The sequence below is a fragment of the Kitasatospora sp. NPDC094016 genome, from assembly GCF_040304045.1.
Classification (GTDB): Bacteria; Actinomycetota; Actinomycetes; order Streptomycetales; family Streptomycetaceae; genus Kitasatospora.
On sequence record NZ_JBEOUK010000020.1, the window covers coordinates 16,301 to 31,534 of the forward strand.

Here is a 15,234-nt window from a genome sequence, read left to right on the forward strand (position 1 = left end):
GGCGGTGGGGTCGGGAATCGTCGGACACGGCCGGACGGGGCCTAACCCTTGACGGCTCCCTCCTCGACGCCCTTGAAGAAGAAGCGCTGGCAGACGCCGAACACCACGACGATCGGCAGGAAGGCGATCATGGTGCCGGCCGCGATCAGCCGCGGGTTCGCGGAGAAGGTGCCGTTGAGGTACTGGAGTCCGACGGTGAGGGTGTACTTCTGCGGGTCGTTGAGCACGATCAGGGGCCAGAGGAAGTCGTCCCAGGCGCCGATGAAGGTGAAGATGACGATCACGCTGAGCATGCCGCGCACGTTGGGCAGGCCGATGTGCCACAGGCGCTGCCACACGGTGGCGCCGTCGACCAGGGCGGCCTGGTCGAGTTCGAGCGGGACGGCGGCGAAGGCGGTGCGCATCAGCAGCACGTTGAGCATGGCGATCGCGCCGGGCAGGGCGACGCCGGTCAGGCTGTCGGCCAGACCGAGGCCGCGCACCAGCACGTACTGGGAGACGATGGTGACCTCGCCGGGGAGCACCAGGGTGGCGAGGAAGAGGCCGAGGACGAGCTTGGCGCCGCGGAAGCGCAGCCGGGCGAGCGCGTAGCCGGCCAGGGTGCAGCCGACCACGTTGCCGGTGATGCAGATGGCGGCGACGATCAGCGAGTTGAGGGCGTAGGTCCAGACCGGGATGGTCTCGGCGACCTTGCCGTAGTTGCCGAAGGTCAGCTGTTCGGGGATGAAGCTGGGGGTGCTGGTGTAGACGTCCTCGTTGGGACCCTTGAGGGAGGTGGAGAGCTGCCACAGGAACGGCCCGACCACCAGCAGCAGGACGAGCACCAGCAGCAGGTAGCGGCCGGCGGTCTGGGCGGGGGAGGGGGTGTTGAAACCCCGGGAGCCCCGGAATCCCTGGGAGCCCTGCGAGCTCTGGGCGCGGCGGGCGGCCTTCGAACGGGGGGAGGTCACGGTGTTCAGGCCGCCTTCCGGTTCAGGCGCATCAGCAGCAGCATCGGGCCGAGGGTGATGACGAACAGCATCAGGCTGAGCGCGGAGGCGTAGCCGAGGTGGCCGTTGAAGCCGCGGCTGTACATCTGGATCAGCATCACCACCGACATGTCCCGCCCGCCCGGGCCGCCCTGGCCGTGGGAGAGCACGTACAGCTCGGAGAAGACGCGCAGCGCGCTGACCGAGATGAGGACGGAGACCAGCATCATGGTCGGCCGCACCCCGGGCAGGGTGACGTGCCAGAACCGGCGGATCGGGCTGGCGCCGTCGACGGCCGCTGCCTCGTGCAGTTCGCGCGGGACGTTGGCGAGGGCGGACAGGTAGATGACCATGTAGTAGCCGAAGCCCTTCCAGACGGTCAGGGCGATCGCGCTGAACAGCAGCAGCCAGCGGTCGGTGAGGAAGGCGACCGGGGAGTCGGTCAGACCGGACTGCCGGAGCAGGCCGTTGACCAGGCCGCGGTCGTCCAGCACCCAGCCCCAGATCAGCGCCACCACGACGGCGGAGGCGATGACCGGGGTGTAGAAGGCGGTGCGGAAGAAGGTGATGCCGGGGATCTTGCGCTGGACGAGCAGGGCGAGCAGCAGCGGCAGGATGGTCAGCAGGGGCAGGCAGACCAGCATGAAGACGATGCTGTTGAGCAGGGCGTCGGCGAGCTGTTCGTCGTCGAGCAGGCGCCCGTAGTTCTCCAGGCCGGTGAACTGCCCGCCGCCCAGGGGCTTGGCGTTGGTGAAGGACAGGATCACCGTGTTGACGGCCGGCCAGAGGTTGAAGACGGCCAGCCAGAGTATCGCGGGCCCGGCGAGCAGCCAGGGGGTGAACCAACGCCGGTGGGTCATGCCGTTGCCTTCCTGGGGGTGGTGCGGGTCATTCCCGGGTGCGGCGGGCGGGGGTGGCCCGCCGCTTGACCGGTACGGTCGGGGTGGCGCCTGGCCGTCAGCCCTTGAGCAGCTTGTTGCACTGCTCGACGGCGGAGTCCAGCGCCTGCTTGGAGCTCGCGTCGCCGCTGATCGCCAGCGCGATCTGCTGGTTGATGATGGTGCTCATGGCGTCGTCGACCTGGACGGGCTGGATCAGCTTGGCCTTGGCGAGCGAGTCGAAGGCGACCACCTTGGCGTCGCCGGCGTTGGTGCCGTCGCTCTTGCTGAAGAACGGGTCGTTCGCGGAGGCCTTGGTGGACGGGAAGACGCTGGTCAGGTGGGAGAACGCGGCCTGGTTCTCGGGGCTGGTGACCCAGCGGGCGAGGGCGACGGCGGCGGCCGGGTTCTTGGTGTTCTTCGGGATGGCCAGGCCCTGCACGTACAGCGGCGGGACGCCCATCGTGGGGGAGGAGACCATCTTCGGGGCGATCGTCGGGTTGTCGGTGGCGAGGCTGGTGATGAAGTTGCCGCCGCCGGTGGTCCAGGCGGCCGTGCCCGCGTTGAAGAGCTTGGAGTTGCCGACGTAGGTGTTGGTCAGCACGTCCTTGGGCAGCAGGCCCTCCTTGAAGGCGTCGCGGTACTTGTCGAGCAGCGCGGCGGCCTCGGGGGTGTTGAAGGTGAAGGACTTGCCGTCGTCGGACATGAGCTTCACGCCGGCGTTGTAGAGGTCGCCGAGGCCCGGCTTGCGGCTCATCAGGTAGGTCTGGCCGCCGGACTTCTCCTTCATCGCCCGGGACTGGGCGATCAGGTCGTCCAGGCTGGCGGGGAGCTTCTTCGGGTCCAGCCCGTTCTTCGTCAGGAGTTCCGAATTCCAGTAGTTCACATCGGTGTTGAGGTACCACGGGTAGCCGAAGGTGCCGTTCAGGCCGGTGTAGCGGTAGGCCTCGACGCCGCCTGCGACGTACTCGTCGGCGAGCTTGGGGTCGGCCTTGAGGACGTCCAGCAGGACGTCCTTCTTGGCCAGCGGGAAGGCGAAGTCCGGCGGGAGGTTGACCACGTCGGGCAGGCCGCCGGACGCGGCCTGGCTGAGCACCTTGTCGGAGTAGCCCTCGCCGGGCTGGTCGAGCCACTCGACCTCGACGCCCGGGTACTTCTTCTTGAAGCCGTCGAGGATGCCCTGCATGTAGTCGGTGAACTTCGGCTTGAGCGCCCAGGTCTGGATCGAGACCTTGCCCTTGACCTCGCCGGTGGCGGCCGCACTCGCCACGCTGTCGCTGTTCTTGCTTTCGCTGGAGCCGAGTCCGCAGCCGGTGAGTGCGGCCGCGGTGATCGCCGTCGTGGTCAGTGCCGCCCAGATTCTTCGCATGAGGGTCTCCCGGTCCTGGGGGTGGGTGGGGGATCGTGCCGAGCTCGGGGGGTGGTTTTGGGTCACGGGGGTGGTGCCGAGTTCCAGAACCTGTCTTACTAAACCGGTCTAGCTATGCCAGGGACTATGCTCCCGCCTAAACTTGGATGTCAAGAGAGGAGTCGGGTTCTGTGCCCAGACCGACGATCGCCGACATCGCGCGCCAGGCCGGTGTCTCCAAGGGCGCGGTGTCCTTCGCGCTCAACGGCCGCCCCGGCGTGAGCGAGGCGACCAGGGCCCGGATCCTGCGGGTCGCCGAGGAGATGAACTGGCGCCCGCACAGCGCCGCCCGGGCCCTCGGCGGAGCCAGGGCCGACGCCGTCGGGCTGGTGATCGCCCGGCCCGCCCGCACCATCGGCGTCGAGCCGTTCTTCAGCCAACTGCTGTCCGGCCTCCAGGCGGTGCTCTCGGCCAGCTCCGTCGCGCTGCACCTGATGGTGGTCGAGGACACCGCCGCCGAGATCGAGGTCTACCGGCGCTGGGCCTCCGAGCACCGGGTCGACGGCTTCATCGTCGTCGACCTCCAGGTCCGCGACCCGCGGCTGCCGGTGCTGGACGAACTCGGCCTGCCCGCCGTCGTCCTGGGCGGGCCCGGCAAGGGCGCCGGTCCGCTGCGGATCTGGGCCGACGACCGGGAGGCGATGCTCTCCATCGTCGACTACCTGGCCGCCATCGGGCACCGCCGGATCGCCCACCTGGCCGGGCTGCCGCACTTCCAGCACACCCAGCGCCGGATCCGCGCGCTGCGCGACGCCTCCCGCCGGCTCGGGCTGGAGGAGGCCGTGTCGGTGCCCACCGACTTCAGCGACGCCGAGGGCGCCGCCGCCACCCGCGCCCTGCTCTCCCGGCCCCGGCGGCCCACCGCGATCGTCTACGACAGCGACGTGATGGCCGTCGCCGGGCTCGGCGTGGCCGGGGAGATGGGCGTCGCGGTGCCCGCCGAACTGTCCATCGTGTCCTTCGACGACTCCGTGCTGGCCCGGATCGTCCACCCGCCGCTGACCGCGCTCAGCCGGGACACCTTCGCGCTCGGCGAGCAGGTCGCCCGCAGCCTGCTGGCGGCCCTCGACGAGGCCGGCTCCGGGCGCGACCTGCAGATGCCCACACCGCGGCTGACCGTGCGCGAGTCCACCTCGCCGCCGGGGGCCGAGCCGCCCGACGGGGTGGTTGCTGCGCGAGTCGTTGACAGCGCTCCTGAACCGGTTTAGGTTCGCTGCGCCGAGCGGCCTCCGCCCGGCGCGCACCCAGGCCCGCACCCTCCGCAGGCCCGCACCCCCGGCGGGCCCGCCGCGCCGCGGCTGCGGCCGGCCGCAGCCGCGGCGCGGTCACCCCGCGTCCTCGCGCACCGCCACGCCCACATGCACCCGGCCCGTCCACGCCGACGGCCCGCCCCCACCCACCTCCGCTCGATCGGAGCCACCGCATGTCACGACGGATACCCCTGCTGCTCAGCGCCGCCCTCGCGGCCGCCGTGCTGGGCGCCGCCCCCGCCGCCCACGCCGGGCCGCAGACGCCCACCACCCCGGCCGCCGGCACCCCCGGCACCCAGCCCTACGCCTCGTACTGGTACCCCTCCACCATCCTCAACTGGGACCCGGCCACCGACCCGGACGCCCGCTTCAACCGCTCCCGCGTCCCGCTCCAGCCGCGCACCAGCGACCCCGCCCTCAAAGCCAACCCCAACGCCCGCGCCGGCGAGGGGAAGATCGCCTCCCTGGTCTCCTTCGGGCCCACCTCCAACAACCCCTCCCAGGGCTCCGCCGACCCCAACTACTACGCCTTCGGCTACTGGCAGTACGTCGACAAGCTGGTCTTCTGGGGCGGCTCGGCCGGCGAGGGCCTGATCCTCGCCCCCAACCCGACCGTCATCGACGCCGCCCACCGCAACGGCGTCAAGGTCTACGGCACCGTCTTCTTCCCGCCCGCCGCCTACGGCGGCCAGCTCCAGTGGCTCCGCGACTTCGTCCAGAAGTCCGGCAACACGTACCCCGTCGCCGACAAGCTCGCCCAGGCCGCCCAGTACTACGGCTTCGACGGCTGGTTCATCAACCAGGAGACCGGCGGCGGCGATTCGGCCCTCGCCACCGAGGTGCGCAACCTCATGCAGTACAGCAAGGCCAAGAGCGGCACCGAGTTCATGTGGTACGACGCCATGACCACCTCCGGCTCGGTCAACTGGCAGAACGCCCTCACCTCCGCCAACTCCCCGTTCCTCCAGGACGGTTCGAAGCGCACCTCGGACTCGATGTTCCTGAACTTCAACTGGAGCTCCGGCGGCCTGAACTCCTCCCGCGCGCTGGCCCGGCAACTCGGCCGCAGCGAGTACGACCTCTACTCCGGCATCGACACCGAGGCCAACGGCTACAACACCGGCGTCGACTGGAAGTCCCTCTTCCCGACCGGCCAGCCGCACACCACCTCGCTCGGCCTCTACCGGCCCGAATGGACCTGGAAGTCCGCCACCGACCGGGCCGACTTCTACGCCAAGGACGCCCGCTACTGGGTCGGCGCCAAGAACGACCCGTCCAAGGCCAACCCCTCCGACAGCTGGCCCGGCCTGGCCGGCTACGTCGCCGAGTCCTCGCCGATCACCGCCAAGCCCTTCGTCACCAACTTCAACACCGGGCAGGGGGACTTCTACAACTCCGCCGGCACCCGGGTCGCCACCGGCGGCTGGAACAACCTGTCCCTCCAGGACGTTCCGCCGACCTACCGGTGGATGGTCGACTCCGGCGGCAGCAAGCTCACCCCGTCCGTCGACTTCACCGACGCCTACCAGGGCGGCTCCTCGCTGCGCCTCACCGGCACCCTGGACGCCGCCAACACCGTGCGGCTGTACGAGACCAAACTGCCCGTCGCCGCGAACACCAAACTGGACCTGGTCGTCAAGACCCCGGCCGCCGGGCCCACCAAGCTCAAGGCCGCGGTCTCCTTCACCGACGCGCCGAACAGCTTCACCACGATCGACGTCGGCGCCAACTCCGGCACCGGCTGGGAGCGGCACACCCTCGACCTCGCCCCGTACGCGGGCCGCACCATCGCCCAGCTCGCCCTCCGGGCCGACGGCTCCGACCCCGCCTACGACGTGCGGATCGGCCAGATCTCCGTCCACGACGGCGAAGCGGGCGCCCCGGCGGCGCCCAGCGGCCTCACCGTCCTCGGTGCGAGCGACGTGACGGCGGGCTCCAGCCAGTCGCTGCGGCTCTCCTGGACGGCCGCGCCCGGCGGCGACGTCCACCACTACGAGGTGTACCGGCGCAACGCCGACGGCAGCCGGACCTTCCTCGGCGCGACCCCCAACGACGCGTACTACGTCGGGCGGCTCGACCGAGCCGGCACCGAGGACGCCACCACCCTCGACGTCGAGGCCGTCTCCACCACCTACGGCCGCTCCACCGCCGCCTCCACCACCGTCGGCTGGACGGGCACGCCGCCCGCGACCGGCGGCAACCTGGCGCTCAACCGCCCGGCCACCGCCTCCGGCCAGTGCAACGCCGACGAAGGCCCGGCCAAGGCCGTCAACGGCAGCGTCAACGGCGGCACCGGCGACAAGTGGTGCAGCCTGAACAGCTCCAAGTGGCTTGAGGTGGACCTCGGTTCGGCCAAGCAGCTGTCGAAGTTCGTGGTCAAGCACGCGGGCGCGGGCGGCGAGAGCGCGGCCTTCAACACCCGCGACTTCTCGATCCAGGTCCGCTCGAACACCAGCGACCCCTGGACGACGGTCGCCGACGTCACCGGCAACACCGCGGGCACCACCACCCACCCGGTGACCACCACCGCCCGCTACGTCCGGCTGGTCGTCACCAAGCCCACCCAGAACACCGACCCGGCCGCCCGCATCTACGAGTTCGAGGCCTGGGGCCAGTAACCGGGCACGTCAGCAACTCCCGCCGGGCGCGCGGCACCCGACCCCGCGCCCGGCCCCCGTACCTGCACCGAAAGGACCCTCCCCGTGCCGGTCACCATCACCGCCGTCGAGAACACCGACCTCTTCACCGGCCCCGAGGAAGCCCCGCGCCAACTGCTGCGGGTCACCCTCGACGGCCCGGCCGCCCGGATCACCGTCAGCGGTCCGGGCGTGCGCGGCGAGGCGACCGGCACGGGGCTGGTCGAAGTCCCGTTGGAGCTCACCGGGGCCCCCGAGCCGGGCACCGAACTCCCCGTCACCGTCGAGGCGGAGGGCGCCTTTGTGGAGGCCCTGGTGGAGGTCGCCGAGCCCGGCTGGACGATGTTCCTGGTCTCGCACTTCCACTACGACCCGGTCTGGTGGAACACCCAGGCCGCCTACACCTCCCCCTGGGAACTGCTCTCCGCCGACGCCACCACCCGGCCCCTCTGGGAGCGCAACGGCTTCGCGCTCGTCGACGCGCACATGGACCTCGCGCTGCGGGACCCGGTGTACAAGTTCGTCCTCGCCGAAGTCGACTACCTCAAGCCGTACTTCGACCAGCACCCCGAGCGCCGCGAGACCCTGCGCACGCTGCTGGAGCGCGGCCAGGTCGAACTCGTCGGCGGCACCTACAACGAGCCCAACACCAACCTCACCGGCGCCGAGACCACCATCCGCAACCTCGTCTACGGCATCGGCTACCAGCGCGACATCCTCGGCGGAGACCCGCAGACCGCCTGGCAGCTCGACGTGTTCGGGCACGACCCGCAGTTCCCCGGCCACCTCGCCGCGGCCGGCCTCACCGGCAGCGCCTGGGCCCGCGGCCCCTTCCACCAGTGGGGCCCGATCCAGAAGAACTTCCGCGAGGCCAAGGACGACGCCCGGGTGATGCAGTTCCCGAGCGAGTTCGAGTGGATCGCCCCCTCCGGCGAGGGCGTGCTCACCCACTACATGCCGCACCACTACTCGGCCGGCTGGTGGATGGACTCCTCCCCGGACCTCGCCACCGCCGAACAGGCCGTCTACGAGCTGTACCGCAAGCTCAAGCCCGTCGGCGCGACCAGGAACCTGCTGCTGCCCGTCGGCACCGACTACACCCCGCCCAACAAGTGGGTCACCGAGATCCACCGCTCCTGGGCCGCCAAGTACCTCTGGCCGCGTTTCGTCTGCGCCACCCCGCGCGACTTCCTCGACGCCGTCCGGGCCGAACTCGCCGCCACCGGCCGGCGGCCCAGCCCGCAGACCCGCGACATGAACCCGGTCTACACCGGCAAGGACGTCTCGTACATCGACACCAAGCAGGCCCAGCGGGCCGGCGAGGTCGCCGCCGCCGACGCCGAGAAGCTCGCCACCCTCGCCGCCGTCCACGGCCTGGGGCAGTACCCCACCGCCGCCCTCGACAAGGTCTGGCGCCAACTCGCCTACGGCGCCCACCACGACGCCATCACCGGCTCCGAGTCCGACCAGGTCTACCTCGACCTGCTCGGCGGCTGGCGCGAGGCCCACGACCTCGCGGCCGCCGTCCGGGACGAGGCGCTGGACGCGCTGACCGCGCGGATCTCCACCGCCGGTGTCCGCCCGGAGGGGGCCAGCGGGTCGGCGGTGGCCGCCGGGTCGGCGGTGGTCGTCACCAACACGCTCTCCTTCGACCGGACCGACCTGGTCGTCGTCCAACTGCCCCCGCAGACCGGGGCGGTACGGGTGCTCGACGACCGGGGCGAGCCCGTGCCGAGCACCGTCGACCGGGGAGCCCTGCGCTTCCTCGCCGCCGACGTCCCCGCGCTCGGCTGGCGCACCTGGCGGCTGGTGGAGGGCCCGGCGGCGGAGCCCTGGACGGCGGCCGAGGGCGTGGTGATCACCAACGACCGCTACCGGGTGAGCGCCGACCCCGTCCGTGGCGGCGGCCTGTCCTCCGTCCACGACCTCCTGCACGACCGAGAGTTGATCCAGGGCGGCCGGATCGGCAACGAGTTGCGGGTCTACGAGGAGTACCCGCAGCACCCCGACTTCGGCGAGGGCCCCTGGCACCTGGTGCCCAGCGGACCGGTGCGCGGCTCCGGCACGGCCCCGGCCGACGTGCGCCGCGAGACCGGCCCGCTCGGTGAGCGGCTGGTGATCGGCGGCACCGTCGACGGGATCCGCTACGAGCAGACCGTCACCCTGTGGCGCGGCCTCGACCGGGTCGACTGCCGGACCCGGGTCGTCGACTACTCCGGCGCCGACCGGCTGCTGCGGCTGCGCTTCCCCGTCGACCTGCCCGGCGCGCTGCCGGTCAGCGAGGTCGCCGGGGCCGTCGTCGGGCGCGGCTTCGCCCTGCCCGACGTCGACTGCGCCGAGGCGCCGTGGACCTTGGACAACCCGGCCAACACCTGGTTCGGCCTCGGTGCCACCGCGCGCGCCGTGCTGTCCGATCCCGCCGGATCGCCGCTGGGGGAGCGGGCGTTGGGCGTCGCCGAGGTGGTCGTGCCGAGCCTGGACGACGCCGCCGACGCCCGCCCGCTGGTGGTCGCCCTCGCCCGGGTCGGCGTCACCGCCACCACCTCCGGCGCCGACTGGGCCCGGTACGGCTGGCTGGACGTCGACTCCAACCTGCCCGACTTCCGGATCGTCCTCGGCGGGCCGGAGGAGAACGACGCCGCCCGGGAGTTGATCGAGCGGGCCGGCGAGGAGTACGCGAGCGTCCTCAAGACGCACGGCGCGGTCTGGGTGCCCGCGCTCACCCCGCTCGCCGAGGTCTGGCAGCCCGGCGCCGACCTGCGGGACCTGCGGGCACTGCCCGCGCTGGTCGTCACGGACGCCGCCGCGCTGGTCGCCGACCTCGCCGACGCCCGGATCGGCGCCGTCTGCCCGTCCGAGGTCGTGGACCAACTCGCCGACCACACCGTCGCGTTGCTCAGCTTCGGCCTGCCCGGCTTCGCGGTCGACAGCACCGGAGCCCTGCACCTCTCGCTGATGCGCTCCTGCACCGGCTGGCCCTCCGGCGTCTGGATCGACCCGCCCCGGCGCACCCTGCCCGACGGCGCCTCCTTCCAACTCCAGCACTGGACCCACGAGTTCAGTTACGCACTGGTCGGCGGCCCCGGCGACTGGCGGAGCCAGACCCTGCCCGCCCAGGGCCAGGAGTTCAACCACCCGCTCCACGCCCGGATCGCGCCGCTCCAGGACGGCCCGCTGCCGGCCACCCTCTCCTGGCTGCGGATCGAACCGCAGCGCGAAGTCCTGCTCGGCGCGCTCAAGCCCGCCGGCAACCCCATCGCGCACGGCTCGGCGGCACCGGTCGGGAGCGAACTCGCCGTCCGGCTGGTCGAGTCGACCGGTCTCGGGCGCACGGCGGAACTCGGCGGCGCACTCGGGCTGAGCCACCTGCGGCCCGCCGACCTGCTGGAACGCCCCCTCGGTGAGGCCACCGAACGCGTCGACCTCGCCGGCTCGCAGATCGCCACCCTGCTCGCCGCCCCCGGCGTCTCCGCCGCACCCGGCGGCCCGGTCCTCGGCCCGGTCGCCGAACCCGCGCAGCCCGTCCACGCCCGCTACTGGCTGCACAACCGGGGCCCGGCGCCGCTCGGCTACCTGCCGGTCTCCGTCGGCGTCTCGCCCGGCCTGCTGCGGACGGACGGCGAGGCGGTCGAACTCTCCGTCGCCCTGTCCTCGCAACTGCGCGACGCGGCGGTCGAGGGCACGGCCGTCGTCCTGCCGCCCGAGGGCTGGCAGACCAGCCTCGGCAGCCGCCCCTACCGGCTGGAGCCCGGCGGCCACCTGCGCTTCCCGGTCACCCTCACCCCGCCCGCCGATGCGCTGCCCGGCCTGCACTTCGCCGCCGTCCGGATCGCGCACGACGGCCAGGAGATCGAGGACGTCGTGACCATCGCCGTCGGCGACCTCCCCGACCTGCTGCCCGTCCCCGGCGACACCCCCGAGGACTGGACGATCGCCCAGGGCACCAAGGCCACCGCCGGCCGCGACACCGGCCTGGACGTCGCCGTCTCCGAGGAGGCCCTGCGCGTCACCCCGGGCGACCGCACCACCCTCGGCCTCACCCTCACCAACCGCACCCGCGGCGAGATCCGCGGCGAACTCCAACTCGTCTCCCCCTGGGGCACCTGGGAGGCCATCGCCGACCCGGTCCGCGGCTTCACCGTCCCGGCCGGATCGTCCTCGACCGTGGACTTCGAGATCGCCGCCCCCGAATCCACCGACCCCGGCGCGTACTGGGCGCTGGCCAAGGTCATGTGGTTCGGCCGCTGCCAGTACGCCCCGACCGTCGCCCTGGAGGTGGAGGCATGACCCTCGGTCTGCTCGACGGCCGGCCGCTCCCGCGTACCGCCCTCGACCACCGCCTGGCCGCCCTCCGCACCGGCCCGCGCTCCACCGCCCTGCCCCAGCCCGGCAGTTCGGAGGACCGCCAGCTCACCCGCTGGGTCGCCCAGGTGCTGCTGACCGAGGCGCTGTGCGAGGCGGTCGCCACCGAGCGCGACCTGCCCGTACGGTCCACCGGCCCGGCCCGGCTGGACCAGCAGGCCGCCGTCGAACTCGGCTCCATCACCGCCGCCGCCTACGAGGGCAGCGCGGCCGTCCGGGCCGTCTACGCGTCGGTCACCGCCGCCGTCGAACCCTCCGCCGACGACCTCGCCCACTACCGCACCCTGACCGCCCGCCCGCCGTCGGCCGTCTGGCACCTCGCCCTCCCCGACGGCGAACTCGACGCCGACCCCGACACCCTCCCGAGCGCCCTCGCCGAAGCCCTCCGCGAGGCCCCGCCCGGCACCTGGGTCACCGCCGGCCCCTGGACGGCCGCCCTCCGCTCCGTGCACACCGTCACCGAGGAGCACGACCCCACCGCCGACCTCACCGAGGCCGCCCGACGCGCCGCCTTCGTCCGCTGGCTCGACCACGAGCGCGCCCGACGCCTCACCCTCGTCGAGGGATTGGAACACCCCGGCGACCCGGCCCAGCCCGACAACCACCACCGCCACTGAGGCACCACCGCTGCCGACCTCGCCGGGATCACCGGCGAGGTCGGCAGCGGCGCGGGCGGTCAGACGATCTTGCAGGGCGCGTACGCGGAGCCCAGCTCGACGGCCGCGCCCAGGCGGTGGTTTCCGTCCTGGATGCTGATGCCGCCCCCGTCGACCCGGATCTTGATCGGTTCGAGCGCGGCGCTGTTCCTCATGCCGGTGACGGCGGCGCTGAGCCGCTTCTCGTCGAGCCCGCCCGCCACGGTCTGCGCCCGACCGCTGGCCTGCTGCAGCAACGCGACGCTCACCTCGACCAGCTGGCCGGGACGCACGCCCTGCGCGGCGAAGTCCTGCAACTGGTTGATCTGCCCGCCCTCGAAGGTCCCGGCACCGGCCCGGACGTGGTAGCTGGAGTCCCGTTGCCGGTTGACGTGGCCGCTCAGGTCCGCCTGCGCCTGCTCGGGGCCGACCTCCATGTTGACGAGCTTGTAGTAGGTCTCCAGGCCGTCGTCGACCTTGATGTACCCGTAGCTGCCGTCCTCGTCGAAGATCACGCGTTCCTCGGAGCCCGCGAGCTGGTAGATCTTCTCGTAGTGCTCGTCGGTCAGCTCCTGGTCCAGGATGAGCCGCAGGCCCGGATAGTCGGCGTCGACGTGGGTGTGCTCGCCCTCCTCCCCGGCGGGTTTCGCCGTGGGGCGCCGCTGCACCGAGGGCTCGGCGGCCTGCGTGCCGTGCGCGTGGGCCGCGTGCTCCGCTTCGGACTCCCGGGCGAGCGGCCGGGACAGCACCCGGGAGGCGTTCGCCTCGGCCTCGCGCTCGAACCGGTCCGAGGGGTCGCTGACCCGCAGCCCACTCCCGTTGTCGGTGCCCGCGACGGGGCCGCTGCGCTGCTGGATGACATGGGTCAACTCGTGTGCGAGCGTGTGCTTGTCGCCCCCTCCGGCACCGAGCACGATGTGGCTGCCCGAGGTGTACGCCCGGGCGCCGATCCCCGCCGCCGACTCCCGGGCGGTCGCACCCGTGTGCAGCCGGACATCGGAGAAGTCTGCGCCCAGCCGCGTCTCCATCTCGGCCCGGAGCCCGTCGGCCATCGGCGTGCCGGGGCTCCGCAGCACCTCGTGGACGGCGGAGCGCTGCACGTCGGCCGCGGCGTGCTGTTCCTGTTCCTGCTCCAGCATCCGGCTCACCACGGTATTGCCCACGGCCCGCTGCATGGCGGTGAGCGCCGCCGGCGTCACCGCCCGGGCACCGGGCGGCAGCCGGGCGGGAGCGGTGGGCCGACTGGTACGGCCCGGTCGTCGGTCGGCGGTAAACGCACTACCGGAGTCATGGGCACGCACAGGAAGGGCCCCTTCGAGGGATCGGCGACAGTCACTCCCAGTCTGTTCGACCCCGTACCTCCAGCGGAAGGTACGTCAGGGCAACGTCCGATGTCCCCCGGGGCCACATCCCTCGTCAGCGGCCCGGGCACGGCCCGATGGCCCCGCTAGTGCTGCCGAAGGCCGGGGTCGTTGGGGTGGGGGGAGAGCGGGGTGACGGTGTCCTGGCGCCATACCCGCAGGGGCATGGTGGCGAGCGCTTGTTCCAACCGCTCCTCGTCGGGGGCGCTGAACAGGCCCCAGGTGCGCCATTCGCCGGGGGCGAGCGGCGGGCGCCAGAGCCGCAACAGGACGCCCTGGGCGGCGAGTTCGCCCGACCGCCGCGCCTCGCGGGCCCGCAGGTCGGCGATCGCCTCGTCGGTGGTTTTGTCCGGGACGGTGGTCACCATGTCGACCAGGAATTCCATCGGCGTCCTCTCGTTACGGGTCTACCGGAGTATCGAGGGGCGCAGGCGCCGGGGGTGCGGAGCCACGCCGGTCACGGCCGGGCGTCGTGGCCGGCGCGCAGGCTGAGGACGGAGCCGGCCAGCAGCAGGCCGACCATGGTCAGCAGCGGGGCCGTCCAGGAGCCGGTGGCGCTGTGGAGGGCGGCGGTGAGGGCGGGGCCGGTGGCGGCGAGGAGGTAGCCGCAGGTCTGGGCCATGGTGGAGAGCGCGGCGACGTGGTCGTGGTCGGTGCCCCGGCGGGCGAAGAGCACGGCGGCCAGGGCCTGGCCGCCGCCCATGCCGATGCCGAGGATGCCGGCCCAGAGCGGAGCGCCGGTGGCGGGGGCGAGCACGATGCCGAGCAGGCCGAGGACGCAGACGGCCACCACGGCGAGCAGGTGCGGCCGCTGGTCGGCGCGGGGGGCGGCGAGGACGGGCGCGAGGAAGCCGCCGACGGCGAGGCCGAGGATGAGGACGGCCTGGTCGGTGCCGGCGGCGGTGCGGCTGAGGCCCGCGTCGACCAGGATCGAGGGCAGCCAGGCGAGGGTGGCGTAGAAGACCAGGGTCTGGATGCCGAAGAAGGCGGTGAGGCTCCAGGCGAGCGCGGTGCGGCCGACGGGCCGGCGGCGCACCCGCGCGGCGGCGGCCGGTATCCGCCGTTCCACCCGCAGCTGCGGCGCCATGCCCGCCGCCGCGAGGACGGCCGGGAGGACGGCGAGGCCGATCGCGGCCCGCCAGGACCACGCGTCGGCGACCGGCGCGACGAGGGCGGCGACCACGGCCGACCCGGCGCCCATCGCGAGGGCGTAGACGCCCATCATGGTGCCGATCCGCCGGGGCGCGAAGCGGGCCCGGACGAACACCGGGATCAGCACGTTGACGACCGCCACCGCGATGCCCACCAGCACCGTCCCCGCGTAGAGCCCGGGCAGGCCCGCCGTGCGCAGCAGCGCGCCCACGACGAGCAGCACGCTCGCCCAGAACAGCCCGCGCTCCTCGCCGATCCGCCGCCGGGCGAGGGCGCCGAGCGGTGCGAACAGGCCCATGCAGAGCGGGGGCAGCAGCCCGAGCACGGTGACGGTGCCCTGGCCCCAGCCGGCGACCGGCGCGAGCGGTCCGACCTGCCCGAACGCGACCCGGGTGTTGAGGCTGAGCAGGACGAAGCCGACGACGAGCAGCGCGCCGGAGGCGGGGGCGGCGCGGCCGGGTGAGGCTTGGTCGGGGGCGGAGCTGGGGGCGGAGGCGGTGCTGAGCGGCATGAGCGGCGAACCCTTCGCTGCGGCAGGAAGTTAGGCTTGCCTAAGCTTCCGCGCTCAAGTGTGCTTGAGCGCA

At 72.7% G+C, this 15,234-nt stretch carries 10 protein-coding genes; 4 read left to right on the top strand and 6 right to left on the bottom strand.

The genetic code is table 11. From position 1 onward, the window contains the following. Window positions 1-41: 41 nt before the first annotated feature. From ABT015_RS19920 to ABT015_RS19930, 3 genes are all read right to left on the bottom strand, one after another. Window positions 42-950, bottom strand: a complete 909-nt coding sequence (locus ABT015_RS19920) for a carbohydrate ABC transporter permease (RefSeq protein ID WP_350880754.1) — start codon at window positions 948-950, stop codon at window positions 42-44. 5 nt (window positions 951-955) lie between these two features. Continuing rightward, window positions 956-1,828, bottom strand: a complete 873-nt coding sequence (locus ABT015_RS19925; protein ID WP_350880756.1) for a carbohydrate ABC transporter permease — start codon at window positions 1,826-1,828, stop codon at window positions 956-958. A 97-nt stretch (window positions 1,829-1,925) separates the two neighbouring features. Then, window positions 1,926-3,215, bottom strand: coding sequence for an ABC transporter substrate-binding protein (locus tag ABT015_RS19930; RefSeq protein ID WP_350880758.1), 1,290 nt, complete (start codon window positions 3,213-3,215; stop codon window positions 1,926-1,928). 170 nt (window positions 3,216-3,385) lie between these two features. On the opposite strand from ABT015_RS19930, the gene ABT015_RS19935 reads away from it, so the two are divergent. From ABT015_RS19935 to ABT015_RS19950, 4 genes are all read left to right on the top strand, one after another. Then, window positions 3,386-4,462 (top strand): LacI family DNA-binding transcriptional regulator, encoded by a 1,077-nt coding sequence (locus tag ABT015_RS19935; protein ID WP_350880760.1) that lies wholly within the window; start codon window positions 3,386-3,388, stop codon window positions 4,460-4,462. A gap of 215 nt (window positions 4,463-4,677) precedes the next feature. Next, window positions 4,678-7,122, top strand: a complete 2,445-nt coding sequence (locus ABT015_RS19940; protein WP_350880762.1) for an endo-beta-N-acetylglucosaminidase — start codon at window positions 4,678-4,680, stop codon at window positions 7,120-7,122. Window positions 7,123-7,206: 84 nt separating this feature from the next. Then, window positions 7,207-11,427 carry a glycoside hydrolase family 38 N-terminal domain-containing protein gene (locus ABT015_RS19945; RefSeq protein ID WP_350880764.1) on the top strand — a complete coding sequence of 1,407 codons (4,221 nt, stop codon included), beginning with the start codon at window positions 7,207-7,209 and terminating at the stop codon, window positions 11,425-11,427. Beyond that, on the top strand, window positions 11,424-12,119 hold the full coding sequence (locus tag ABT015_RS19950) for a DUF7158 domain-containing protein (protein ID WP_350880766.1): 696 nt from the start codon (window positions 11,424-11,426) through the stop codon (window positions 12,117-12,119). Before ABT015_RS19945 ends, ABT015_RS19950 begins: the two co-directional genes overlap by 4 nt. Window positions 12,120-12,178: 59 nt before the next feature. Here ABT015_RS19950 and ABT015_RS19955 read toward each other — a convergent pair whose 3' ends face one another. The 3 genes from ABT015_RS19955 to ABT015_RS19965 form a co-directional block, all read right to left on the bottom strand. Then, on the bottom strand, window positions 12,179-13,276 hold the full coding sequence (locus ABT015_RS19955) for an eCIS core domain-containing protein (RefSeq protein WP_350880768.1): 1,098 nt from the start codon (window positions 13,274-13,276) through the stop codon (window positions 12,179-12,181). 308 nt (window positions 13,277-13,584) lie between these two features. Then, a complete protein-coding gene (locus tag ABT015_RS19960; RefSeq protein WP_350880770.1) occupies window positions 13,585-13,884 on the bottom strand; it encodes a muconolactone Delta-isomerase family protein in 300 nt (99 codons plus the stop codon). Window positions 13,885-13,955: 71 nt separating this feature from the next. Beyond that, window positions 13,956-15,161 (bottom strand): MFS transporter, encoded by a 1,206-nt coding sequence (locus ABT015_RS19965; RefSeq protein ID WP_350880772.1) that lies wholly within the window; start codon window positions 15,159-15,161, stop codon window positions 13,956-13,958. Between the last annotated feature and the right edge of the window lie 73 nt (window positions 15,162-15,234).